Annotated in this window: 26 protein-coding genes, 2 tRNA genes and 1 pseudogene; 5 read left to right on the top strand and 24 right to left on the bottom strand. The window is 43.5% G+C overall.

Annotation, left to right across the window (positions count from 1 at the left end; all coding sequences use genetic code 11):
- Positions 1-254 precede the first annotated feature (254 nt).
- From HYV65_02200 to HYV65_02190, 3 genes are all read right to left on the bottom strand, one after another.
- On the bottom strand, positions 255-443 hold the full coding sequence (locus HYV65_02200; GenBank protein MBI2463023.1) for a hypothetical protein: 189 nt from the start codon (positions 441-443) through the stop codon (positions 255-257).
- 263 nt (positions 444-706) lie between these two features.
- Positions 707-2,482 (bottom strand): cadmium-translocating P-type ATPase, encoded by a 1,776-nt coding sequence (cadA, locus tag HYV65_02195; protein ID MBI2463022.1) that lies wholly within the window; start codon positions 2,480-2,482, stop codon positions 707-709.
- Between the two features lie 216 nt (positions 2,483-2,698).
- Entirely contained in the window at positions 2,699-3,076 is a 378-nt protein-coding gene (locus tag HYV65_02190; GenBank protein ID MBI2463021.1) for a hypothetical protein, read from the bottom strand.
- Between the two features lie 234 nt (positions 3,077-3,310).
- Between HYV65_02190 and HYV65_02185 the strand changes: the two genes are divergently transcribed.
- Positions 3,311-5,119 carry a glycosyltransferase family 39 protein gene (locus HYV65_02185; GenBank protein ID MBI2463020.1) on the top strand — a complete coding sequence of 603 codons (1,809 nt, stop codon included), beginning with the start codon at positions 3,311-3,313 and terminating at the stop codon, positions 5,117-5,119.
- Positions 5,120-5,150: 31 nt separating this feature from the next.
- On the opposite strand, the gene HYV65_02180 is transcribed toward HYV65_02185, so the two are convergent.
- From HYV65_02180 to HYV65_02150, 7 genes are all read right to left on the bottom strand, one after another.
- A complete protein-coding gene (locus HYV65_02180; protein ID MBI2463019.1) occupies positions 5,151-6,059 on the bottom strand; it encodes an FtsQ-type POTRA domain-containing protein in 909 nt (302 codons plus the stop codon).
- 137 nt (positions 6,060-6,196) lie between these two features.
- A complete protein-coding gene (gene serS / locus HYV65_02175) occupies positions 6,197-7,468 on the bottom strand; it encodes a serine--tRNA ligase (GenBank protein MBI2463018.1) in 1,272 nt (423 codons plus the stop codon).
- Between the two features lie 64 nt (positions 7,469-7,532).
- Complete coding sequence (locus tag HYV65_02170; GenBank protein ID MBI2463017.1) at positions 7,533-8,660, bottom strand: hypothetical protein; 1,128 nt, start codon at positions 8,658-8,660, stop codon at positions 7,533-7,535.
- Between the two features lie 148 nt (positions 8,661-8,808).
- A complete protein-coding gene (locus HYV65_02165) occupies positions 8,809-9,525 on the bottom strand; it encodes an HAD family phosphatase (protein MBI2463016.1) in 717 nt (238 codons plus the stop codon).
- Positions 9,526-9,548: 23 nt separating this feature from the next.
- The gene (locus HYV65_02160; GenBank protein ID MBI2463015.1) at positions 9,549-9,767 is read right to left on the bottom strand and encodes a DUF167 domain-containing protein; all 219 of its coding nucleotides are present in this window, start codon (positions 9,765-9,767) and stop codon (positions 9,549-9,551) included.
- Positions 9,768-10,284: 517 nt separating this feature from the next.
- Positions 10,285-10,803 (bottom strand): peptidylprolyl isomerase, encoded by a 519-nt coding sequence (locus HYV65_02155; GenBank protein MBI2463014.1) that lies wholly within the window; start codon positions 10,801-10,803, stop codon positions 10,285-10,287.
- Between the two features lie 361 nt (positions 10,804-11,164).
- Positions 11,165-12,478 carry an MFS transporter gene (locus HYV65_02150; GenBank protein ID MBI2463013.1) on the bottom strand — a complete coding sequence of 438 codons (1,314 nt, stop codon included), beginning with the start codon at positions 12,476-12,478 and terminating at the stop codon, positions 11,165-11,167.
- A gap of 89 nt (positions 12,479-12,567) precedes the next feature.
- Here HYV65_02150 and HYV65_02145 point away from each other — a divergent pair, with 89 nt between their 5' ends.
- Complete coding sequence (locus HYV65_02145) at positions 12,568-13,407, top strand: lamin tail domain-containing protein (protein ID MBI2463012.1); 840 nt, start codon at positions 12,568-12,570, stop codon at positions 13,405-13,407.
- 30 nt (positions 13,408-13,437) lie between these two features.
- Here the strand turns inward: HYV65_02145 and HYV65_02140 are convergent, their stop codons facing one another.
- From HYV65_02140 to HYV65_02100, 9 genes are all read right to left on the bottom strand, one after another.
- Positions 13,438-13,818: a hypothetical protein gene (locus HYV65_02140; GenBank protein ID MBI2463011.1), complete on the bottom strand. Its 381-nt coding sequence runs from the start codon at positions 13,816-13,818 to the stop codon at positions 13,438-13,440.
- A 132-nt stretch (positions 13,819-13,950) separates the two neighbouring features.
- Positions 13,951-14,625 (bottom strand): NUDIX hydrolase, encoded by a 675-nt coding sequence (locus HYV65_02135; protein ID MBI2463010.1) that lies wholly within the window; start codon positions 14,623-14,625, stop codon positions 13,951-13,953.
- Between the two features lie 254 nt (positions 14,626-14,879).
- Positions 14,880-14,954: transfer RNA gene (locus HYV65_02130), tRNA-Glu, on the bottom strand.
- Positions 14,955-15,049: 95 nt separating this feature from the next.
- Positions 15,050-16,255 carry a hypothetical protein gene (locus HYV65_02125; protein MBI2463009.1) on the bottom strand — a complete coding sequence of 402 codons (1,206 nt, stop codon included), beginning with the start codon at positions 16,253-16,255 and terminating at the stop codon, positions 15,050-15,052.
- 197 nt (positions 16,256-16,452) lie between these two features.
- Positions 16,453-18,147, bottom strand: coding sequence for a penicillin-binding protein 2 (locus HYV65_02120; GenBank protein ID MBI2463008.1), 1,695 nt, complete (start codon positions 18,145-18,147; stop codon positions 16,453-16,455).
- A 96-nt stretch (positions 18,148-18,243) separates the two neighbouring features.
- Complete coding sequence (locus tag HYV65_02115; GenBank protein MBI2463007.1) at positions 18,244-18,606, bottom strand: hypothetical protein; 363 nt, start codon at positions 18,604-18,606, stop codon at positions 18,244-18,246.
- Between the two features lie 101 nt (positions 18,607-18,707).
- Positions 18,708-19,628, bottom strand: a complete 921-nt coding sequence (rsmH, locus tag HYV65_02110; GenBank protein MBI2463006.1) for a 16S rRNA (cytosine(1402)-N(4))-methyltransferase RsmH — start codon at positions 19,626-19,628, stop codon at positions 18,708-18,710.
- Between the two features lie 214 nt (positions 19,629-19,842).
- The gene (mraZ, locus tag HYV65_02105) at positions 19,843-20,274 is read right to left on the bottom strand and encodes a division/cell wall cluster transcriptional repressor MraZ (protein MBI2463005.1); all 432 of its coding nucleotides are present in this window, start codon (positions 20,272-20,274) and stop codon (positions 19,843-19,845) included.
- A gap of 153 nt (positions 20,275-20,427) precedes the next feature.
- The gene (locus HYV65_02100; protein ID MBI2463004.1) at positions 20,428-21,123 is read right to left on the bottom strand and encodes a hypothetical protein; all 696 of its coding nucleotides are present in this window, start codon (positions 21,121-21,123) and stop codon (positions 20,428-20,430) included.
- A gap of 92 nt (positions 21,124-21,215) precedes the next feature.
- Between HYV65_02100 and HYV65_02095 the strand changes: the two genes are divergently transcribed.
- Positions 21,216-21,455 (top strand): hypothetical protein, encoded by a 240-nt coding sequence (locus tag HYV65_02095; protein ID MBI2463003.1) that lies wholly within the window; start codon positions 21,216-21,218, stop codon positions 21,453-21,455.
- Positions 21,456-21,608: 153 nt separating this feature from the next.
- Here the strand turns inward: HYV65_02095 and HYV65_02090 are convergent, their stop codons facing one another.
- Positions 21,609-21,929, bottom strand: coding sequence for a hypothetical protein (locus HYV65_02090; GenBank protein ID MBI2463002.1), 321 nt, complete (start codon positions 21,927-21,929; stop codon positions 21,609-21,611).
- On the opposite strand from HYV65_02090, the pseudogene HYV65_02085 reads away from it, so the two are divergent.
- Positions 21,906-22,331, top strand: a pseudogene (locus HYV65_02085) (recombinase family protein). The gene HYV65_02090 and the pseudogene HYV65_02085 overlap by 24 nt on opposite strands.
- A gap of 72 nt (positions 22,332-22,403) precedes the next feature.
- Positions 22,404-23,111: a hypothetical protein gene (locus HYV65_02080; GenBank protein MBI2463001.1), complete on the top strand. Its 708-nt coding sequence runs from the start codon at positions 22,404-22,406 to the stop codon at positions 23,109-23,111.
- Here HYV65_02080 and HYV65_02075 read toward each other — a convergent pair.
- From HYV65_02075 to HYV65_02060, 4 genes are all read right to left on the bottom strand, one after another.
- Positions 23,068-23,142 (bottom strand) — tRNA-Val (locus HYV65_02075). The genes HYV65_02080 and HYV65_02075 overlap by 44 nt on opposite strands.
- Positions 23,143-23,238: 96 nt before the next feature.
- Entirely contained in the window at positions 23,239-23,904 is a 666-nt protein-coding gene (locus HYV65_02070; protein ID MBI2463000.1) for a hypothetical protein, read from the bottom strand.
- 81 nt (positions 23,905-23,985) lie between these two features.
- Complete coding sequence (gene rplL / locus HYV65_02065; protein ID MBI2462999.1) at positions 23,986-24,387, bottom strand: 50S ribosomal protein L7/L12; 402 nt, start codon at positions 24,385-24,387, stop codon at positions 23,986-23,988.
- 58 nt (positions 24,388-24,445) lie between these two features.
- On the bottom strand, positions 24,446-24,967 hold the full coding sequence (locus HYV65_02060; GenBank protein MBI2462998.1) for a 50S ribosomal protein L10: 522 nt from the start codon (positions 24,965-24,967) through the stop codon (positions 24,446-24,448).
- Between the last annotated feature and the right edge of the window lie 328 nt (positions 24,968-25,295).

Genomic DNA, 25,295 nt, shown 5'->3' with positions numbered 1-25,295 from the left:
TAGTTTAATGAATAAGAATATAAACTGGCAGACCTATGAATATAGTATATCATGAATCCCCCCCCCCCCCCCTGCGATGGGTAGGGTGTGGATAACTTTAGGTTGAGGATGGCGCGCAGGACGGACCGACCCTCCTGCGAGAAACTTAAATACATCAAAAACACGCGCACGCCAGCTAAAGCCGGCGATTTCTGACTCTATAACAAAACCAGTCCCGCCTAGGCGGGACTGGTTTTAATCAATGCGAGACTTTATTATCTAAAATCTCTTCGTGGAGGACGATGGTTGCGATAGCATTCTCTGCAATATACAGAGCTACCGTCGCGTGGCTCAAATGGGAGTTCCGTGATCTCAGTTCCGCAATCAGAACATTTCCAATTGCCCTGGATCATTCTCCTTTCAAAGCCATTGCCACCATTGCCCCCGTTGTTTCGATCAAACATTATACGAGGAGTAAAGACATTCCTAGATCAAATTAAAATTTGCCTAATCGGACTGTACTTTGACTCAATGGAATTTTTATAATACGACCTATCCGCTCGCGTTATTAACTACGATTGGACAATAAAACTATGATAGTATTTTTGAGAGAATAAGTCAAACGCAGCAACGCCGCAATGAAACAATTGAACAATGGAGCAATGAACTATACAACTAAATTGTTTCATAGTTTCATTGCTCTTTTGCTTCTTGTTAATTATATTGTTCAATAGGTTGATCTTAAAGAATTAACTATCACCACAACATCAATCACCTCTTGCAAAATAGCGCCTGTTACTGGTGGTATATATCCAAAAAACGCTAACACCATACCTATAGTTGACAGCCCAATACCTCCTACGATGCTTTGCAACGCGACTCCATACGAACTACGAGCTATTTCAAACGCCTCACTCACACGGCCGGCTTCATGAGAAAGAATTGCTACATCAGCAGCTTCAATTGAGGCGCTGTTTTCTGTTCCAGAAAACACAATACCCGCGTCAGCGATCGCAAGGGCAGGCGCGTCATTAAGCCCGTCGCCGACCAGCGCAACTTTCTGCCCCCTCCCTTGGTGCTCGCGAACAATGCGAGATTTTTCTTCCGGCGAACACTCGGCGTAAATTGGTATATTAAATCTTCCAAACAGTCTGTCAGCATTTTCCTTTTTATCGCCGGTAAGCATGGCTACATAATAACCGCGATCCCGAAAATAAGAGAAAAGTTCAGCGGCATCATCTTTAAGCGCGTCGTCAAATATAAATGTGGCGGCATGATTATCGTCGGAGAAAAAATCAATTGTAATTCCTCCGGCGTTTAATTTAGACGATTTTTTCAAACTATACCTCTTATTGTCAATCTCCCCTGAAATCCCTTTACCTATTGATTCGTCAACGTTTAGCGCAATAAGCGCCCTGAGTTCGCGTCGTTCTCTTTCTTGTATGAACGATCGGGCAAGCGGGTGTATGGAATGAAATTCAATCGCAGAAGCAAGCTCAATGACGATGTTTTCGTCTAACGCACTGTCGTGGATAATAATCTTTTGCAGTTTTGGCTCTCCTAGCGTGAGTGTACCGGTTTTATCAAAAAACACAGTTCGCACACTTCGCAACAGCTCAATAATAATCGGTTTTTTAAAAATAATCTCTCTGCGCGCTCCTTTATTAAGCCCCCCAAGAAAACTCACGGGCGCAGCAATCAACAATGGGCATGGAGTTGCAATAACAAGCACGGCGAGCACGCGCGTCCAGTCGTTAAAAAACAGCAGCGCGCCTCCTGCGAATACTAATGTAATTAAAGTAAAGATAACATTAAATCTTTCGGCTAGGCGCACTAAATTTGCGGGCTGTTTTTTGCTCTCCTCTACAATTTGCACAATGCGCTGATATGTGGAGTGAGCAAAGTCACCCACCACCTTCATTTCCAAAGTATTGCCAACATTAATAAAACCGCTTTTTAAAAAATCATTTTTCCCATACGCTTTCGGCTCTATCTCGCCCGTAAGATTAGCTTCATTAATTACTGCTTCATGTGAAACCAAAAAACCGTCCAGCGGGATAAGCTCATTTTTCCGCACAAGAATAATCTCGCCATCATTCACATCTTGAATATTCTTTGGAGCAACTTTTTCGTCTGCGCCCTTAATTAAACAGGTTTTAGGAATCTGATCAATCAATGCCTTTAATGTTTTCTGCGCCTGAGCGTAGCCATAATCTTCTAAAGCCGAGCCGAAAGCATACATAAAGCCGATGATGGCGCCCGCCAAAAATTCCGATAGCGCAAGTGAAGTTGCCATCGCAAGCAGCGCTACATAATCGAGCGCAAAATGGCCTTCGCGAATTTTATAGAACGATTCTAGAACAAGCTTAGCGAGCCCAATAACCAAAGCTGCTAGTAATAATTGCGATAGCTGCAAAAAAAATCCTGCCGCAGTTATTGCTAGAAGAATCGAGGGAAGAAAAAATTCTGTATGTCGGATGAATTGACGAAAGTATTGGAGCATAAAGCCAATCATATGGCTTACGTATTTGGCCTATAAAACGGCGCTGTTACATAAAACGTGCCCTTCATTGAGCCTTGAATATAAAACATCTACATATTATATTATATCTCGAGCGAAACTAATTTGATATTATTGCGCCTGTGCATATCTGCCGCCGCGCAGAGTTTGATGGAATTCAGTGAAAAGAATAAGCCCCGCTTAGCGGGGCTTTGCAGCTTATACCGGCGATGCGCGATGGCATGCCGAAATGAATCCCTCGGTGACGCGATATTTCCCGTCGTCCATCAAAATGATGAATTCATCAGGAACTAATCTGTTGAGAGTAAAATGACCGAGTCCTCTGTTAGCACGATAGAATGAATCGATTTGCTTAAATGAGAACGGTTCCCAGCTTCCTTGATTCTGGCAAAACCACACAACCCACCATGCGGAAGATTCTGTTTCATAATGCCCAAATGTATTGAAAAAATTAACTCGCGCGCATACTCGCGCATCAATGTCTGACGGACAGATCGAGCCTTCGTATGCCTCGGGAAATTTACGGCTCATTGTGACCATAGCATCAGCGCTTGCACTTGCAAGTATATTAGTCACATTGCCTCCCTATTTTTTCTATTAATCACTATACTACATATTCTGTATTCGTGCAACACACCCCCTCCCAGATACATGCTACCCTTCCGGACGGACCGACCCTCCTGCAGGAGGGTCGGTCCGTCCTTTTGAAATTGCGACAGATTCTATACAATACGCTAATATGGTATCATGTACTACATGACAAACTTTTTTTCTCGTTCGAATTGGATAGCAATATTCCTTCTTACAGTTATGGCTGCGGCAGCGCTTTTTGCAAGTTATGGCGATTCCATCACCACCGACGAAGCGCCCCACATTACCGCGGGGTACAGTTACCTCACGCGTCATGACTACCGCATCAATCCCGAGCATCCGCCACTCATTAAAGACATCGCCGCTCTTCCGCTTCTTTTCCTAAATTTAAATTTTCCTGACCAAAGCCCAAGCTGGACGACAAATGTCAACGACCAGTGGAGTTTAGCTCCACAATTCCTTTTTGAATCTGGTAATAACCCCGACCAGATTATTTGGTGGGGACGCATGGGGCCAATCCTTGTAATGCTTTTGCTTGGTATCGGCATATTTCTTTGGACTAAAAAATTATTTGGAGAAAAAACCGCGCTATTTACGTTATTTATTTACGCGTTTTCACCAGAACTCATCGCGCATGGCCGTCTAGTTACAACCGACGTTCCGGCCGCGGCAGCATTTTTTGCCGGCACGTGGGCATATCTTCATTTTCTTGAACGCCAAACTTGGAAAAACTTTTTCCTTGCCTCGTTTGTAATTGCCATTGCACAGCTAACAAAATTCTCACTCATTCTGCTGTGGCCGCTCTTCATAGCCGCAACAATTTTGTGGGTTATTTTCAAAGACCCACCCCTGGAGATTATCTCATTACAGATAATAAAACGCTTACTCCGCTATGCCGCCGTGTTCACCGGAATTGTCGTGATGTCGTATATTTTTCTCTATCCGGTATACCAATTCCATGTACTGAATTATCCCGTGGAAAAACAAATACAGGACATCAATACAATCCTTGATGGGCCGCGCTTGCAAAACATAAACCACGCGCTCGTATGGATGGCCGACAAGCCAGTACTGCGCGCTTATTCTCAGTATCTTCTCGGGCTAGCAATGGTAGTGCTTCGCGTTGGCGGCGGCAACACCACGTATTTCCTGGGCCAAGTTGCCAATGTTGCATGGTGGTATTACTTCCCTGTCGTTTACCTCCTTAAGATTCCTACGGCATTTCTTATCCTACTCGGATTTTCTGTTCTTCTTTTCATTAAATCTCTTTGGCGCAATTCTACTATTCTCAATCGCGCGTATGCTTTAGAGGGGAGAATCCATGGCTGTTGGACAATGCTTAAAGAGTTCATGTATAATAACTTCACCGAGTTCATTATGGTGTTGTTCATCTTGCTTTACTGGATGACCAGTATGACAGGCAACCTCAACATCGGCGTCCGTCACATCATTCCAACATTTCCATTCATTATAATTCTTGTGGCAGGACAGATTCATCGTTGGATTCACGAGCCAATAACGATCGTGCCAACTCATCCTCTTGCCGCTGTGGCACAAACAGTTGCCGCGTATATTAAAAAATGGTTCCGCGTGTTCTTAATTGCTGTATTGCTTTTCTGGTATGGAATGACGAGCATTGCCGTCGCGCCACATTACCTTGCATATTTTAATGAAATTGCCGGCGGGCCCGCGAATGGCTATAAATATGTAACTGATTCAAACCTTGATTGGGGACAAAACCTCAAACGACTAGCTGAATTCGTAGAACAAAATAATATCAATAAAATAAAGGTTGATTATTTTGGCGGCAGCAGCCCAACTTACTACTTGGGCAATCATTACGAGCAAATGAACGCCAGTCTTGGTCCGCAGAAAGGTTGGATAGCAGTATCCGCCACATTCCTTCAGCAAGGCAGGGCCGTACCAGCCAAGGGCTGGAAAGAATCTACAACATTCTACAAATGGCTCGATGCATATAAGCCAGTAACAGTAATTGGATATTCTATATTTGTTTATCACATCGAATAGTGCAAAAAGCCCCGCCAAGCGGGGCTTTTTGCTAGGGTTGAGTGACTGGCGCTACCGGCTCTTGGTCTTTGAATTTATAAAATACTTTATTCTTCACGCGCATATCAATATATGAGAGTAGCGGAATCTGTTTATCGCCGACCTCTTCCGACAAAATGCGCGCTAATACCCGCGCCTGGTACTGCGGACTTTCCTGTGTGGAAAAATACGCGTCCCACGTGCTTTGCGAAGAGCCATTGAACGTAATATCAACTTCCTCGTTGCTTTTTATTCTGATACGCGCGGGTATAATTTTTGCTTGGCTTAAGCTCCCTCTCAAATCCTGCAAAAAAACATACATTTTTGCGTCCAGCACCTGTGTTCCTAAATCTGGCACCGTTGCCGCTCGGCCGTCTTCAACTAAAAAGAAAAGCATGCCTTGCGTTGACGATGGCGCGGATTCAAAAATAACTCCCTCGGAGTCTATAAACGCGCAGCCGACTTGCTGGTCGACGCACCATATTCCCGCGATTTGCCGCTCCTTAACTGTAATTGTAGCGATATGTGGAAATGATCGCGATACCGAAACTGAAGCAAGTCGCGGAAATGCTTTTTCCTCGGCCTGAATTATCGATGCTGCAGGAAACATCGCGTACGAATTAAGCGGCAATACTAAAAACTTTTTACCATTCGCCGCATTTTGCGCTATTTGCAAAACCTGCTCGCTTTCGACAAATTGCGAGCCGTTAACACTGATTGTTGTAATGCGCGCCCATTTGGAAAAAAATAGCGCATAGATTGCGAATCCACCAATGGTAAGCAATAAAAAGACGCCCATACCAACGGCATGGGAAAATGAGGGCTTTGGCAAAATGGAAAAGGTGTGCGATTTAAACCCTTTCTCTTTTTCTTCGCCAATAAAATGGTTGCGCTTTTTACGCTGGAAAAACGTTAGGTGCATGAAAAAAGTCAAATTGTGAGTCGAAATAACGTCTCAAAAATAGTTTGTCATCTCGAAGTCGTAGCAACGACGAGAGATCTCTCCGCCCCGCTGCTGCAGGGCGTTCGAGATGACAAACACGAACGATATTTACCTTACTATTTACTCTTCGGCATCACCTCCGCCCCAAAATAAGGCACCAAAGCATCGGGAATGCGCACACTCCCGTCTTCCTGTTGAAAGTTTTCTATAATAGCAATAAGAATGCGGCCGATGGCAAATGCCGTGTCATTAAGCATGTGCACGAGCACCGTATCCCCTTCTTCGTTTTTTGTTTTTATGCCGAGGCGGCGCGCCTGAAAATCAGTTGTGTTGCTTGCCGAATGTGTTTCGCGGTATCTGCCCTCGCTTGGAATCCATGTTTCAATATCAAACTGTTCAGCTTTAGAAAGGCCTAGGTCGCCGGTACAGATATGAATTACGCGATATGGCAATCCAAGCTCTTGCATCATTGCTTCATTCAAACTCAAAAGAAACTTATGCTCCTCGCGTGATTTTTCCGGCGCGGAAAAACTGATCATTTCTACTTTATCGAATTGGTGTACGCGCAAGATGCCCTTGGTGTCTTTACCATACGATCCCGCTTCTCTGCGGAAACAAGTGGAAAATCCGGCATAGCGAAGCGGCAAATATTCACGCGGCAATGTTTCGCCCGCGTGCATTGGCCCGATTGATTGCTCAGACGTACCCACTAAATACATTTGATCTTGCTCCAAGAAATATACATCATCTTTAGTCGCGCCGTGCAAAAAACCCATCGCGTCCATGTACTCCGGCTTAATAAACACCGGCGGCAGGCATGGAATAAATCCGTGCTCTGCAAGCTTATTCATGGTGTAAGTGACTATGGCAAACTCAAGTAATGGTAAGTCGCGGCGAAGATACGAGAACCTTGTGCCAGCTATTTTTGAAGCGCGCTCCACATCTATCCAGTCATGCGTTTGCGCCAGGGTCATGTAATCTTTGGGTTCAAAAGAAAATTTAGGTCTATCTCCTACTTCGCGCAATACTTCATTAAAGCTCTCGTCGCGCCCGACTGGCACATCATCAAAAGGAATGTTTGGCACTTCCATCATCATGCTTTTAAACTCCAGTTCAATTTCTGCTAAATGCCCCTCTACGTCGTGTAAATCGCGCTTTAAATGCTGCATCTCTTCTATTTTTTCCGAGCGGATATTTTCATCTTTTTCTTGAGCGATTTGATCTGAAACAAGATTTTGCTTGGCGCGAAAATCATCTACTTGCCCAATAAATTTTCGACGCTTTTCATCAACCTCAAGCAATTTATCAATATCAACATCGCTGTTCTTATTCTGAACAGCTTTTTTTACAATATCTGGATTTTCACGAATGAAACGAATGTCAAGCATGAATTTAATCAACGAATAACGAATCTCTAGCGAATAAACGAATTAGCCATTGAAGCGTAAAATTTTATTGAGCAAAACAAAGCAAGAACCTCTCCACATTACATCCTTGCCGACTGTTAGTAGTGACCCAATTTTGAGCCGTAAACACCTCACTACCGTTACCAAAATAACCATCTTGGTTAGCACCGGTCCATGAATTGCAATTATAACTACTAGGCATTTTAAGGTCATAAACCCCCAACGGCGCCACGTTTGTATAAAATAATGCTGGAGAGCCAATTCCGGTCCAATAAGTTATCGGCGACGTTTCGACTAAAAATTGCCCGAGGGACGCAAACGGAGCACTAGAGCTTCCTATGCCTGAAAGACCGTATTTTAGTTCGTCCCATGAGCCGGTTGACGCGCTTAGAGCATCGGGAGTTTTCAATATATTGATAATTTTATAATATCCAAGTCCGATTCCCCTTGGGGCCCCTATTACTATGGTATTTGTTGTGGCTATTGGTTTTTGGCATGCAGAAGTGTCGCATAAATAAGCTTTATAGGTAAGGCCGCTCGGCACGCCATCTGTTTTTTCATTAGCACAGATAGTATTTGCGCCGGTCAAACCGCCCAAATTTCCATCGTGCGAATTTTTTGAAAAATAAACATAAATATATTTATAATAATCTGCCGGGGACATTACCCCTCCTCCCGCCGCCATCAAGTCGGCGGCTTGAAGATCTTGAAGTTTATTGGCGTTGAGGTTGGGCGAAATAGTCCCATCGCCATTTATAGTAACAGTGCCTGCCTGAATTTTTTTATCTTGTGGATTAAAGGCGATTTGTGAATTGCCGCTTGAATCAAAAAGTTTTAGAAACCAATTCCCTATATCTCCGGCATGTAAACCTACTTTTTCTTGACCGGAAGAGTTTGTTACTTTAAGGTCTCCGTCTGTTGTTATTCCTTGTCCCGCTCCAGCTCCAAGAACCATGTCATCTCCTTTGATAGTTGTATTTTTTGATACTAAATCTCCTTGTAATGTTAATGTTCCGCCTGCTTTAGTTTGATCTGATATTCCTGTATTTAACGGAGATGGCATATTACCCCCCGGAGCGGGAGATGTTGGCACTGACCAAGCTAACACTGTATATCCTACTAATAGTAATCCTAGGGTAGCACCTGCGATGGTGGAGAGGGAGAAATTTTTCATAATTACATTGCTCAATGGCTTCATTGTTCAATGTTCCATTGATATTAAGTTGATTAATTCTACTATGGTTATTATAGCATAAATATAGAATATCAAAGGTAAAATGATAAATGCCCATTTGGACTTTGTAATTTGAATTTTGAAATTTCTAAAGACGGTACATCACGTCCTTCCTTTCCACGATTATATCCCACTTATTGCGCTTGGCTACTTTATAAAGTCCGGAGCTAGGATTAAATGCGATTGGCTTTTGCACCATTTTTAAAAACGTTATGTCAGACTCCGAATCGCCAACTCCCACCGAACCCTTCAATGTCAAATGCTCTTTCTCAATAGCTCTTTGAAAAATCTTGCCCTTGTCGCGCATCAATGCCTCATCTTCAATACTGCCAGTAAAATATCCTTTATCGTTTACTTCGTAGAAGAATGCATACACTTTTTGAAAGCCCCACTCGCGGCAGAATGGCTCAACTATATGATACGGGGAATGGGAAATAGCCAGCAAGAAGTGCGTATCCCTTAACTTCTCCACGAGATCGCGAGTATAACGATACACGCGATTCTTATGAAAAAGCATTACGAGATTCGCCACCTCTAGCGCGTCATCAAGCTTTACGCCTTTAATATGCTTAAAATATGCCTCAATAATCTTTTTTGTGTAATCGTTGTATGATCCCCGACGTTCAAGCCACATGCGATGCTCTTCTTCGAAAATTCGCCGCGCGCTAGCAGGAAAAACGCCTTGCTCGATAAACTCTTCCAGCAATTCAATCATAAGGCTGGAGCGGAAGATTGTGCCGTCAATATCAAACACTGCTACTTTTTTAGGAGAGGATTTCATAAGTTCATTACTCAATGGCTTCATTGTTGCATTGTCTCATTGTTCCATTATACCACTACTTCAACAACTTTTTTCCTACCCCTTTCACCATGTATAAGTGACACACGCGATGGGGCTACATGAAAATGCTTTGCTATAAGCTTAACCACGGCCTCGTTGGCCTTGCCTTCTCGCGCAGGCGCATGGACGCGTACTAAAAGAGTGCCGTCTTTTTCTTCAATGCTATTTTGCTTGCTATTTGGCTTTACTTCAACATAATACTTCATAACAAAACTTATTCCAGCAGCTGAATTGGTACAAGAAATACAAGAGGATGTATTTCTACGCACGCTTGACAGATTGTTAGTACAAAGCTATAATGATTTTTGTACTTTTGTACTTTTGCGGTAGGGGGTATTGACTCTATGGACGTAGTCAAACAAGAGGCAGTGTTGGAGGAATCGAGTATACTCGCTATTTTGGTAAAAGGGTTCCCGAGTCCTTTCAAGCCAACTCGTATGCGCGATCCGAGACGCGAAAAGCTACTGGAGGCTAGATCCAACGGACATCGGCATCACAGGCAGCAAAATAACTGCCCTAGTTTGACCGGTCATTTTGGACATGGTAGATGGGGAAGCAGTAAGCTTCAAAATTTTATCCAACAACAGGTAAATCGACGAATTCGCCGTATACCTGCCGTAAACGACGAAGGCGATGGGCTTGTCCCATGCAACAAGAGGACTGTTGACTGGAACGCCACCTAACCAAATGCCCTCCAACACATTGTGTCGGGGGGCATTTTATTTATTCGCTTATCGTAATTTTCTTCATTACGTCGTCCTGCTGGGTCGCGCGCACCACATTCATCCCTTCTATCACTTCTCCAAACACCGTATGCTTGCCATTAAGATGGGGCTGATTTTGCTGAGTAACAATGAAGAATTGACTGCCGTTGGTATCAGGGCCAGAGTTTGCCATGGCTAACATTCCCACATTTACAGGCAGTGAGGCAAGAGAAAAATTGTATTTATATCCTTGCGCCTCTAATTGAGCAATCGCATCATCAGACATTCCAAGCACCTTAGGATTTATTTCATCTTCAAATTTATATCCTGGGCCTCCAGTACCTACTGGGCCTGCGTGCGTCTTAGAATAAGGATCGCCGCCTTGAATCATAAAATCAGAAATCACTCGATGAAAAGTAATGCCATCATAGAAACCTTCCTTAGCTAGCTTTATAAAGTTTGCCACTGTTTTTGGCGCAACATCCGGATAAAGTTTTAATACGATATTGCCGCGCGCTGTTTCAATTGTTGCTATCATAAATTTTTCTTTAGGGTTAGTTGTATTTGCTGCAGTCTGCGCTGGTGCAGCTGCTTGCCCTGCCTGCCCCGAATTAGATTGAGGGGAGCTTGCCTGCCCTGAGTTCGTCGAAGGAGTTGAACCAGTCGAAGGTGGGACCTGCGCTACCGGCGATGATGTATTAGGCTGAGATGAAGGATAAAATCTAACCACCAATAGCCCCCCGACACCGATGACTACAAGAACTGAAAATATAATATAATATCGCATACGAAAAATAATTAATTTTCAATGAATTATTTATAGCGTAGATTTTAAAAAAGTGAAAGAGCAATACCGCAGTATGCAATTTTGAATTTCGAAATTCTAAAAATTCAAAATTCTAGTTATTATTCCCCGTATACATCCTATATTCCCTATCAATCTTTTTGCGTATGCTGAACAGCACAAATCCCATGCATAGCACTAGTATCGCCCCCGCTCGCACCGCAAACTGTGTTCCAAAATGCTCCGACACAAGACCTATTTCAAAACTACCCACTGGCGACAAGCCAATAAACATTAGGGTGTAAATGCTCATTACCCGTCCGCGAATACGATCTTCCACAAGATGCTGAATGGTTGTGTTGATCATGGAAAATTGCATGACCAGACCGAAGCCAGCAAAAAACAAAAATACAAACGCAAGCGGCATATAATTAGTAAAACTAAAAAGAATCAACGCGCAACTAAAAACAGTATTTCCAAACATTATGAAACGAAACGGATTTGCTTTTTTTGAAAATATAGAAACTACAAACGCGCCCAGAAGCGCTCCGATGCCAGAAATTGAATAAAAATAACCTAGCTCCAGCGCGCTCTTGTGAAATATATCCGCCACTATCACGGGCATTACGGTTGTATAAGACCACCCAAAAACAGATGTGCCGGCGGCAAATATCAAAAGAATGCGAATAACAGAATGACGGCCTGCATAGGTTATGCCCTCACGGATAGCATGCAATGGATGAGGATGAACTTTTGGCAACTCAATTTTTACACGCATCAACAAAAGCGCGATAATCACTGCCACATAACTTACGCCATTTAAAATAAATGCGCCCGCGGTCCCCACCAGCGCCACCAACACGCCCGACACAGCCGGGCCTATTGCGCGGGCCGCGTTAAATATGCCTGAATTAAGCGCGATTGCTGATGCCAAATTCTCCTTCCCTACCATCTCAACCACAAATGATTGGCGCGCTGGCATATCTATTGCGCTCGTAACACCTAGCAAGAAGGATAGCACTGCCACTTCCCAAATATTTACAATTTGAAACCATGCCAGTATTCCAAGAGCAAACGCTAAAATCATAGCGAACGACTGAGTAAAAAGAAGAATGTATTTTTTATTATATCTGTCAACGATAACACCCCCAAACAACGCCAACATCAAGATGGGCAAGCTTCCGATAGCCGTAATTGTTCCTACCCAAAACGCAGAATGCGTAAGCTGAAACACCAACCACCCTTGCGCGACTGTTTGCAGCCATGTACCAATAAGAGAAATCAGTTGGCCGACAAAATACATGCGGTAGCTGCGCGATTTAAACGCCGGGAATGCGCGAAAAAAACGGCCTCCCCAACCGGGTGCCTCGCCCATGCTTATCTCTGGACTTTCCTCAATTATATATTCGGTTATTTTATTGTCTGACATAACTCTAAAGAAAAATAAAAACAGCTTTATATAGGGCTGTTAGAGCGTATAATGAATATACCGCGCCAATTCAAATTTCATCTATCTTTATGATACTATCATATACCATTAAATCTAGGTTGTCAAACAGAAGCGCTTATTCGATAATATTAGCTATTTTCTATTATATCATTTTCACTTCTAGCTCGCACGCTGGGACTACTATCATCATAAATGAAATAGCCTGGGCCGGATCTACTGCCTCTGCCAATGACGAGTGGATGGAGTTATATAACCCCACCGATAATACGGTTAATATTGATGGCTGGCACCTTCAGTCCGCTGACGGTTCACCTAGCATTACTTTGCGGGGTATAGTCCCCGCTGGTGGATACTTCTTGCTCGAGCGCACTGATGACCAAAGCGTGCCTAATATTGCCGCCGGCCAAATCTACAGCGGCGCGCTTAGTAATAACGGAGAAAAATTGATGCTCGCAGATACAACGGGAGCCGTACAAGATGTAATAGACGGATCTTATGGCTGGCTCGCGGGCGATGCTAAAACAAAACAGACCATGGAACGCAATTTGGATTTAGCTGGCTGGCACGCCGGACCAATTAATGGCACGCCGCTTGCAAAAAATACTGCCGCGACTTTGGCAACAATGCCTGCTCAAAAAAATAATGTGTCAGCTTCGTTAAATATCGCCTCAAACAAAACCATAAACGATGGTTCTTCCACCCCAAAAACCAATCTTCAACAACAGGATTTACTTGCCGGCATAGGAACGACCGATCCTCAACAATTTAGCAACGAACTTAAAAATAAACTTGAAAAACCCTCGCTTGACTCAACGCTTATCGTTATAGGCGTAATAATAATCTTTATAATAATATTTGTCTCTGTCTTTATATACAGAAATAAACGAACGCGAGAAGCAATAGAATAGGCGCCCTGTATTGGCAGGACGCCCTTAAAATTATTTCTTTTCCCCCTGAGGAGGAATTTTTTTATCCCATACTTTTCTGTTCTTAAGCATCATAGCCAAACTTGCAGCAATTATTGCCGCAGAACCTATAACTACAATAGTTTGAGTTGGATCTTTTGGCACCCATCGCGTGATCATTAAATCCTTACCATCTTTTCTCCACAGCTTCCAACGAGAAGTTTTCTTAATTGCCTCTTCCGCTTCCTTCGCGGTAGGAAAATCTTTAAGATCAAGAGGAACCTGACGATGGCTGGGAAGGTTACGACGCACTATCCTAACCATTTCCTCCCACGTAACTGACGCAAGATGAATCGCGCTATGATTATCCACATGCAAATTTTCTGAATCGTTCGTTGCTTTCTTATCCGTCATTTCAACCCTCCCTTGCTGGTTGATTATTCATTCGAAGTATTCGTGTTGTATATCATTTTTTACGCGCTGCGGTCAACTCGTGCTATAAGTATTAATGAACCTCCGACCAGTAAGCTGGTCGGAATTAACAAGTTAAATCATTTCTACCTTCTGTGGCTTGTGACTAGTGAAAATATAAAGAGCCGCGGGACGATTTGCCTCTCCTTCTCGTTTTTTAGCAAGCTCTCTTATCATCCTAGCTGATGCAATTTTTCTGCGAAAATTACGTTTATCAAGCTTTCTGCCTAAAATTAACTCGTAAACGTCTTGCAGTTCACCGAGCGTAAACTCTCTTGGCATCAAGCTATAGACAATATTTGTATATTCAAGCTTAGACTTTAAACGTTCTATTGCATAAGAGATAATCTCTTTGTGGTCGTATGCTATAGCTGGTAAATGTCTCGCGGGGAACCACGCGATGTCCTGATATTCCGCTGTTGTAAAGATTTTCACTTTGGCATCGGGCGGAATAAGCGCGGAATAAGCAACGGAAACCACGCGACCGAACGGATCACGATTTACTTTACCGAATGTGTATAGCTGCTCCATATACACATTTTTTAATCCTGTTTTTTCAACAAGATGCCTCGCCGCCGATTCATCCACTGATTCGTTTGGACCAACAAGCCCACCTGGCGCAGCCCAGCGGCCAGTAAATGGCGACTTCTTCATCTTAATTAATAAAACTTTCAGCTCGTTATTCTGAATCGTAAATATCACCACATCGGTGGCAATGACCGCAAATTGATATTTTTTAATAGTAGCCATAATCAGTAATGCCTACGATATTGGCCCCGGTTAGCCGGTACACGCATCGGCTAACCTTTTTAGTAGCGCCTACGGGATTAGCCCCCGGTGAGCCGATACAACATCGGCTCACCTTAGAACCCCTCGGTTCTAACATCCCGCCACTGCGGGATTGTTTCCGCCACGGGGAAACAAATGTTTCCCCGACCCCCTTCGATGGGTTCGAATCCCGTATGCGCTACTTAAATTAAAGGAAAAACACCATATTATTTTAGTAGCGCCTACGGGATTCGAACCCATGTTACATGGATGAGAACCATGCGTCCTGGACCAGACTAGACGAAGGCGCCTCTCCTTCGCTCTGATTATCCATCAGAGCTTCGGCAGAGCAAGCAAAAAAGCGAGCTGATTGCTATTCTGCCAGAAAATACCAATTATTTCAAGGTTATGAAAAATATGGCGCAACCTCTGTTAGCTCCTCCACTATTGTCTCCATGCGCGATTCTGGCGAACCCATAACTATAACCAAGTCCCCTGTTCTTATAGCCGGCTGAATATCGCGCGCGGCTTCCTGTGAATTTTCAAAGCGATGGACCTTGTCCGTGCCAATTAAATCGCTAATCACTTGTTCCGCAAAACGCACTTGCTCGCCGACTAAATAAACCTTGCTTGCAACCTTGCCTACATATTCGCCCATGGCCTCGTGAACTTTGATACGCTCTTCTCCTTTTCCGAAATGCACAAGATCGCTTAAGGCAACAACGACGCGTAAATCATCTCGATCATTTTTTAAAGAAGCTGATATATCCATCAACTCTCGTACAAAAAATGGTGTCGCGTGCGTACTAGCGTCTAACAGAACGCTTCCTTTAATACCGTGCTGTAACGCTCCCGTGCCCATGGGTGCTTTATAATTATTCATCGCCCCTATCGCCTCTACTATATTCATATCAAAGCGCGAAGCTATCCCGATAGCCGCAAGCGCGCCGTAAATATGCCTACGGCCAAAAGCGCCAGGAATTCGAAATGGGACAATAGATCCTTCCATGCGCACCTTAGCGTGCATACCGCCTATTATCTCGGCACGCTCTTCATTATTTTCGCCGTACAAATGATAGCGCGTTTCTTGAGCGCTAATGTCAGCTCTTTCACTCATGCCGTAAGTATATCTTTTGATATTTGTTTTATCGTCAAACGAACGAACTGTTTCGTCATCATAATTTAATACCAAAAATGTCCATGCTGGCAATGTTTTCAGTTCTTCCAAATATATTTTTACACTTCCCTCTCCGGCAAAATCGTCAACGAAAGAGGGTATATCGCCAATAGGTGTAATTACAACCGCATATACGCCCAGTATATTTTTAAGATTCTGGTAGTGCTGGCCATTGGGCTCGCAAGAAATAACAAGGACTTCCGGAAATACTTTTTTACGCGTAATGATCAACGCACCGATAGCTCTCAGAAACCCTTCGCCAAACTCATGCCATATCGCATTCTCTACATCTTCCGCCGCCGCTTCGGCAACAACATATTTTTTTCTCAAAACCGTTGCGGTCATCGCGCGCGCCTCTTCGCGTGCCTGACGACCAAAAACCACAACCAATTTTGGCTGATATTTTTTAAGCAATAATGATAAGAGGATATGCATATTATTAGAAACACGGAATAGTAAAATTACTGTTTGAAATTTTACTATCTCAAATCTCAAATGGCAAATCTCAAATCTAAATCGTAAAGCTTCAGCCCGAGGCTGATCCGCCTCTGGCGGAAAAATACCGTAGTTCGTAGTTTTAAGATTTGAGTTGTAGCTTTGAGATTTAAGATTTGCGATTTGAGATATTGTTGTTAGTTACTCGGTACCTGATAATAGTGAAGGATATACGATGCAATATCCTTGAACACCGGCGCCAGTGAATCCGACGCAAAATTTATTCCTTTAGGATTTTTCATCGTAATAATGGCAACAAAAGCGGGTTTATCAGCCGGAGCATACCCTGCGAAGGAATGAAATCTTTTATCTGAATAGCCGGGAGCATTCTCATTCGGGATTTGCGCGGTGCCTGTTTTTGCCGCTATTTTATAGCCTGGTACGTTCGCCTTTTTGTCGTATCCGTTTTCCGCAACACTCACAAGCATTCCCGTAACCTCTTGGGCAGTGCGAGCAGATATCGGAGTGCCGAGCTTCTCGGGTTTAATTTCTTCTATCGTTCCGTCTGCGCGGTGTATTGCTTTAACCACATGCGGCTTCATTATTCCACCGTTATTTGCCAGCGAAGAAAACGCTGTTAGAAAATTCATGGGTGACATTGCGATACCTTGCCCAAATGATGCTGTCGCAAAATTAATATCACGGTCAGTTGTAATCACATCGCCCAAATGCCCGGGCAACTCTCCCGGCAGGTCAATGCCTGTCTTCTCATTTAATCCAAACGCGAGCAAATATTTACGAAATAGATCCTTACCCAGTTGCTGAGAAGCAAAAACCGCGCCAGTATTGAGTGATTTTTCAAGCACTTGAGTCATTGTTTGCACGCCGTGATTCTTATTATCAAAATTACGGATCGTATAACCGCCCGTTTTTATTTCTCCCGTGTCAGTGTATGTTGTGCTTGCCTTAATGGCGCCAGCGTCAATAGCCGCTGCCATTGTGAGCGGTTTCATAATTGATCCCGGCTCATAAACTTTTTGTGTTGCTTGATTTAAATATATATCCAAGCTGTCAACCTGACTATATGTATTAAGGTCAAATGCAGGCACGCCCGCCATGGCTTTTATCTCGCCGGTCTTAGGATCCATTATAATAACACTTCCCGCATCAGCACTCCATTTGCTAATTACTTCATGTAATTTTTTCTCCACAAAATATTGAATGTTATAATCTATAGTCAACTCTATATCCGAACCCTGTTCGTTTTTAAAAGCGCCTTGCGATCCGCGAAGTTGCCCGTCATAATAACCTTCTATGCCATACTGACCCACGCGCTGGTCGCCCTTATATCCAAGAAATCCAAGCACATGAGAAGCAAGTTGTCCTCCGGGGTATCTGCGCACGGGTTCGATTGTAACAAATATTCCTCTGATATTTTCTTCTCTCACCCGTTGAGCAATTTCATCGCTCACTTGACGCGCGAGCGGCAAATACGAACCGCTGCTATCTGATAGCTTTTGCTGCAACGCATTTCGTTCTAAGCCAAGTATGGGCGCTAATATCTCCGCGACATCACCATCGTTTGTAATCATGTTAGGAGAAGCGTACACCATCGGTTTGTTTTCATTTATTGCCGCGTAAAAATATGGTAAATTTTTTTTATCAGCAAGCGAGTTCGGCGGGCTCGTCGCAAGAAGATCTTGTAAATAGATTCGCCCTCTCTCTGGGGCTTTCTCGTTAAAAGAAGCATGTTGGCCCTGCGCTAAAGCAGCATAATAAGTATTATGCACAACCTGGAGATAAAAAAGCCGAACAGCAATACCGCTGCCGGCTACAACAAATAGCCCAAAAAGAAAATAAATTCTCCAGTGCGTGGAAAGCTTTAGGTTCATGTGATAGAATTTGTCACCACGGCAAGGCGATGTTACAAATTCATCGTCCCGTATACAGCCGAGCTGTATACGGGACGATCCTATTTTAATTCAAAATTATCTTTGTGCTGCTAGCTTCTGCTTCTGCGCGCTAGCGCCCGCAAGTTGCAAATATTTTACTAAAGTAACATCGGTAAACCCCGCGCTGCTTCCTGCCACATTAATTGCCTCGAGAGAACTAATAATATCAAGGTTCCTTCGTAGCTCATTCTGCTGCTGTTCCAGCTTTGTTGTTTGTTGCGCAAGATCTTTCAATACATATCGTCCGCCCAAAGTGTTATTAATAAGAAAAACATACCCTGCGATAAAAAACACTATTCCAATAAGTATGATTTTATGAGACCGCGTCAAAAAATCACCGGCGGATAATCTTCTGTGAAAAGAAAATTGGCTGTGCAATTGTTTCTCTGCTGCTGTCATGTGATAGAATTTGCATCGCAAAGCGATGTTACTAATTCATCGCGCGTAATACAGCTACGGCTGTATTATGAGCTATGAATTTTATTTATTAAATATTTAATTTAGATTACCTCGCATACTCTAAGTTTTGCGCTTCGCGACCGCGGATTTACAATGCGCTCCTGCAAACTTGGAACGAGCGGTTTTTTTGTAATAATTCCACATCTTCCCTCTTTGGCCCAATCTCGAAACTTATTTTTTACAATTCTGTCCTCCAGAGAATGAAATGAAATTGCTGCGATACGTGCCCCGTTGCTACAAACATTCAATGCCCCATCAAGCCCTTGCTCTAGATTTTGCAATTCATGATTCACTTCAATGCGTAATGCCTGAAAAACTCTGGTGGCAAAATGAATCTTACCTATCTTGGGCCGTACGACTTTTTCTTTGCGCTCCGGCATGGTTTCTGCGATTCTATCAACCAAATCTTTCGTTGTCAGAATAGGACGCATTTTGCGCGTATCAACAATGTGCCTAGCAATTTTCCTGGCGTATCTTTCTTCGCCATATTCGCGGAAAACTTTTTCTAAATCCTCCGCGCTGTATCGCGCCAGAATATCTGCGGCTGTCATAAGCGATGAGTCATTTCTATCAAGCCGCATATCAAGCGGCTCATCTTTCTGAAAACTTAATCCCCTGCCTTCTCCCTCAATCTGCATGCTGGAAAATCCTAAGTCAAAAAGTATGCAGTCTGCTTTTGGAAATCCCGAGCGTGATACCAGCTCCTCGATATCAGCAAAATTTCCATGTGAAAAAACAAATCTATCTGCAATTTCTGCGTGCGCCGATCGTATTTTCGCTTCAAGCTGTTTAAGGCTTTCGGCGTCCCAATCAATCGCAAGAATTTTTCCTTTCTCGCCAATTTTTTCAGCGAGAGCTATCGCATGCCCTCCTCCGCCCGCAGTGCAATCGATTGCGTTATCGCCTTCACGCGGATTCAATAACTTTATTACTTCATTCAACAAAACTGGTATGTGTTCCATAAAACAAATTCTAAGCACTAGCTTTTGTTACCAATTTTGAATTTATAATTTCGAATTTTGAATGACTGAAATTAGAAAAACTATCTATAAATCTTGAATAATGAAAATGGGTTAGGGTTTATAAATTAAATAATTCTAATTTTATTCTCAGCCTGAGGCTGATTCGCCTCAGGCGGAAAAATTATATCTTGAAATTCGAAATTAGTTTGTTGCTCTAAACTCCCAACCCTCCCAATCTCTCCGCGATATTCCCCACCTCTTTTTCTGTCCTCTCCTTGTATTCCGCCCATTTCTTTTCATCCCAAATTTCCAAATGATTATATAAACCAGTCACGACCACCTGCTTATCTAGCTCCGCGTATTGCTTCAGATAATCGGGCACCAAAATACGCCCCAGCCCATCGATGTCCGCCTGCATCGCGCCGGCAAGCATCAAACGTAAAAAACCACGAGTATCACTTTGCCCAAATGGTAATTTGCCAAGCTTCTGCGCCAAGGTATTCCATTCCTTTTGCGGATATATGAATAAACAGTTATCTAAACCACGCGTAATGACCGCCTTCTTGCCGAGCTCCGCCCTAAACTTCGCTGGGATCGCCAAACGTTTTTTATCATCAACTGTATGCGCGTATTCACCGATGAACATAGAAGATAATGGCTTTAGCGAACATAAGGGTCGCCGAACAAGGCGCTCCTTAATATCTATCTCCCATTTTATACCACTACACTTATACATGCAACCATAGTTATCCACACAAACATAATAAAACCCCATATATAATATATGGGGTTGAATAAGTTAATTTATACCTTCTATGCCTAGTATGGAGCCCAAATCGCTGTCTACAGCGCCACAATCTTCCGTACCAACAGGCACAGCCCAGTGATCGTTATCTAATATCAGCGCCGCATCGACTTGAAAAATATTTCCATTTTGCGAAATATTATATCTTACAATCGCCGCTTGCAGATCTGGTCTAATAATCTCGCCCTCAAACTTCATTAAAGGAAAGACGGTGCGAGATGTTTTGATAGCGTCAATAAATTGCTCCTCAGAACATGACGTTCTATACTCGGAATCGGTTAAACGATATGCAACTTTATATTCTCCTTGGTTAATCGCAACGACAAATCCAGAGAATGTTTCCCGGGCAGTTAGAGTGCCAATAATCAGACTTGGTAAATATTGAGCTGCTAGCGAATTAACCTCTAGGCGCATGTCGAAAATTTCATATTCTGCATAAGCCAACCGATCCTGCAAATCAAAATTTACTTTTGTGAGTATATCGCTGTCTCGCTGGAGCAACGCTTGCGCTGATAAAGATCGGCTTAATTGAGAACGTGAATCATAAACAAAATAAAAGGACAAAAACAACAAACTCGCTATTAGGAATAACAAAAAAAACAGAATGGACAAAGCTTTTTTATTGATCACATATCCTCCTTCTGGATGACGTTCTACATGAATGTGCGGGCCATGAATTTCGCGAACCATTGGCTTCCTCCTCTTTATATTGTCGTACGTTTGTTTAAGAACAACTATTTTTTACCACATATTAAAATACCGCGCAATAGAGTTAGCGCGACGTGCTGTCTAAAACAAAACCATTCCGCAACTACGCGGAATGGTTTTGTTTTGGTGGCTTGCCACGAGCGAATGATGAGCGAAGCGAAGAACGAGTCGAGTGGACGATGCTGGAATCGAGCCAAACTGTAAAGACACACCAAGATCTGACTTTCGGAAAATTGACCGATTTTTTCGTTGGGCGGCACGGAGTGCCGCCCAAGCATTTCCCCCCGACAAATCCTCTCTGCTCGGCGCGGTGAGCCGCGCCTCGCGGTTGGCCAAGACGAGGTTCGCCTCCCGTGCGATTTTAATTCTGTCTCGGATTTGCTTTGCCCAATAATTGTATGAGCATGAACAATAACAAATTTTTTCTCTACGCCCGCAAGTCCACCGATGTGGAGGACAAGCAGGTTTTATCTATTGAAGCGCAGATCACAGAATTGCGCGCCTTTGCCAAGCAAGAGAGTTTGCATATCGCCGAGGAGTTTATCGAAAAGCAATCTGCCAAAGTTACCGGTCGTCCCATTTTCAACAAGATGATTTCGCGCATTGAAAACGGCGATGCAAACGGAATTCTTGCTTGGCACCCCGACAGATTGGCGCGCAATTCTGTTGACGGTGGAAAGATTATCTACCTGCTTGACGGCGGTGGACTTGCGGACCTGAAATTTCCGCAATTTTGGTGCGAAAATACCTCGCAAGGAAAGTTCATGCTCAATATCGCCTTTGGGCAAAGCAAATACTATGTGGATTCGCTTGCCGAGAATACCAAACGAGGATTGCGTCAAAAAGTGAGGCGCGGAGAGTATCCCTGCCTTGCGCCAATCGGATATATCAACGATGTGCGGACAAAAACTGTGGTCGTGGACAAGAAACGCGCCTCACTCATTCGCAAGGCATTTGAGCTGTACGCCAAGAATGGAAGCAGACTTGAAGACATTTCAAACTTTTTGGCGCAATCCGGTATCCATTCTCGGAACGGCAAGCGACTCCACCGAGACAGAATTACTTTTATCCTTTCCAATCCGTTCTACTACGGCCATTTTCGCTATGGCGGCGAAATTCACGAGGGTAAGCACCAGCCAGTCGTCTCAAAGAAAATTTTTGACAAGGCGCAGGAAATTTTGAAGCAAAGAGGTAGACCGCACCACAAGCAGAAAAATGAACCGCAAGCGTTTTGTGGACTTCTTTCCTGCGCCTCATGCGGAATGATGATAACTGGCGAATACAAGGTGAAAAAGCAAAAGAACGGCAATGTCCACGAGTATGTCTATTACCACTGCACCAAGAAATCAAAATTGAAGTGTCCCGAACCTTGTATTCGCCAAGAGGAACTGGATCGCCAGTTATCATCTCTTATTCAAAAATTTTCTTTGAGACCGAATTGGGCGGCGGAAATGCAGAAAATGTTAGAAAAAGAAAAATCAGAAGCCGCCCAATCCTCCACCGCTTTTGTTCAGGAAAGCCAAGAGAGAATCCGCGCCATACAAACTAAGCTCCAGCGACTTCTCGATGGCTACTTGGAACAGGATATTGAACGCGAAATTTACCGCACCGAAAAAGCAAAACTACTTTCCGAAAAGAAGTCGCTGGAGGAACAAATGGCGCGGATTGAACAAAAGCGGACTGGCTGGCTCGAACCTATGGCGGAATGGATAAAAGAGGCAGGAAACCTGCCTGAAATCGCACGGGAGAGCAACCTTTTTGCGAAAAAGGTTGCCGCCAAAGAAATCTTTGGCTCGAACCTCGTCTTGGCCAACCGCGAGGCGCGGCTCACCGCGCCGAGCGGAGAGGATTTGTCGGGGGGAAATGCTTGGGCGGCACTCCGTGCCGCCAACGAAAAAGTCGGTCAATTTTCCGAAAGTCAGATCTTGGTGGGCATTGCAGGTATCGAACCTGCGACCTCTTCGATGTGAACGAAGCGCTCTACCACTGAGCTAAATGCCCGCGCAAACTATGAATACAGAATCACGAATACTGAATGATGAATGTCGAAACTAGTCGTTCATGATTCATAATTCACTATTCATGATTCAAGTCTCGCTACACTTGTTCCTTAAACCTATTAATAATCTTCTCGTGAGGATTTTCAAAAATATCCAGCAGAAAACGATCAAACATTTTCGTGCGATAAAAGTATTCGTCGCTTGAAAGCACTGAATAAAGCAACTCTGTGCCGACATCCGCTTCCAGGGCGCGGATAAAATTAGCAACTTTTTTTTCGCTCATGTCATCTCCGACAATAAATATATCGGTATGCAGATTTTCACGTTCCGGCTTAAGAAAAATACCTGAAAGCACCGCCATCTTTACGCGACCCAGCCGCTTAATCCTCTCCGCAATCCGCTTTTTAGAAGCAGGAGAAGATTTAAGCACTAAATTACGCAATTCGTTATAAAAAACGAAAGACGGATTAAGCGAAAAAAATTTTTCTCTTGACGTAATCTCTATTTTAATTTTCTTTCCTTTTTTACCTTTTCCGGTCGTTTTCACAACCGATTTGGCATTTTTCTTCTTACGAGCGACGACATGCAAAAAACCAATCTCGCGTAAATTATCCAATGCGTGATGCACGCCCGGCCCCTCAAGCTGAATACGATCTTTTATTTCATTTAACGTAAATACCGAATTTTCATTGCGCATGAAAAGTTTAAGCAAGCGTACCTTCACAGCTGAGTCAAACAGTTTTTCTAAAATTTCTTCGGGCATACAAGTGTATATTATAGCTTATAGCGGAAAGCATATAAACGTCAACGCCCCCGCGGTTGCGGGGGCGTTGACGTTTATATATTACTTAAGCTCTACCTTTGCGCCCGCCTCTTCAAGTTTTTTCTTCATTGCCTCTGCCTCTTCTTTAGGCACATCGGTCTTTACTGTCTGAGGAGCGCCATCAACCAGGTCCTTTGCTTCTTTCAAGCCAAGTTGGGTAAGCTCACGCACCGCCTTAATCACACCAATCTTGTTACTGCCAGCTTCCTTTAATTCAACATTAAATGATGTTTTCTCTTCCACCGCCTCTGCTGCTGCGGCTGGTGCGGCACCACCCATCATCATTGGCGCTGCCGAAGATACACCAAATTTCTTCTCCAGAACTTTGACAAGCTCCGCGAGCTCTAGTACACTCATTTTCTCTACTGTCTCTACGAAGTCCTTGAACTTTGCGGGAACTTCTACTTCCATTTCGTCTGACATATTATTTTACAAGTTTTTAGCGTCTTATAATAAAGCTGCTAAAACTGAATAATTAATATTATGATTTTTTCTCATGTATCGCGTGCATAACCTGCACAAAATTTCGCAAGTTGCCACTCAACACCTGTACAAATCCCGAAACTGGCGCGTTGATTCCGCCAACAAATTGCGATAGCAACTGGATGCGTGAAGGAATAGATGCAAGTTGTTTTACCATTACGGCATTTAGCGCTTCCATACCCATAATTCCCCCGCGGAATTCCGGGCGCTCTTTGCCCTTTGCTGCGGCATCGAGGGTTTTTACTACACCAACCTCGTCATCATACCCGAACACTGCGGCGATCTCTCCTCCAAGCATTGCCGTATCAACAGTGATTCCTTTTTCTTGAGACGCGCGCTTGATGAGAGTTTTCTTCACCACCTGCATTGCGCCACCGTTTTGGCGAATCTGATTTCGCAGCTCTGAAACGTCTTTGACGTTCATACCTTGAAAATTAACAAAAACAACAATTTTACTTTTTTTTAAAGAGTCGACAAATTTTGTAAGCGATTCTTCTTTTTTTTTGCGTGATACTGCCATATATTTACATTTATAGAGCAAACTGCGAGGTATCCAAAAAGGTAATCCTTCGACTCGCAAGCTCGCTCAGGATATTTTTACTTTCTAGCAAAGCTAGAAAGTAAAAATAAAAACGGCTTATTAAGCCGCCGAGAACGTAAAAAGCAAAGCTTCACGTTCCAAGGTTCAACACAAACACCTCGTCGCCAATGACCTTGCGTTAAATGCGAAGCCATAAGGTATTTGATTCGTTGCCTCGAGAGGTCTTATCGCGTGTAAACACGCTCGCCCCTTGTCTGCGGCTATATGTGTACATAGTATAGCAAAGACCAAATCGTGTCAATGACAT

This window comes from Candidatus Spechtbacteria bacterium, from assembly GCA_016188605.1.
GTDB lineage: Bacteria > Patescibacteriota > Minisyncoccia > Spechtbacterales > JACPHP01 > JACPHP01.
Note: the sequence above shows the minus strand (reverse complement) of the source record. Positions and strands in the feature narration are given on the sequence as shown.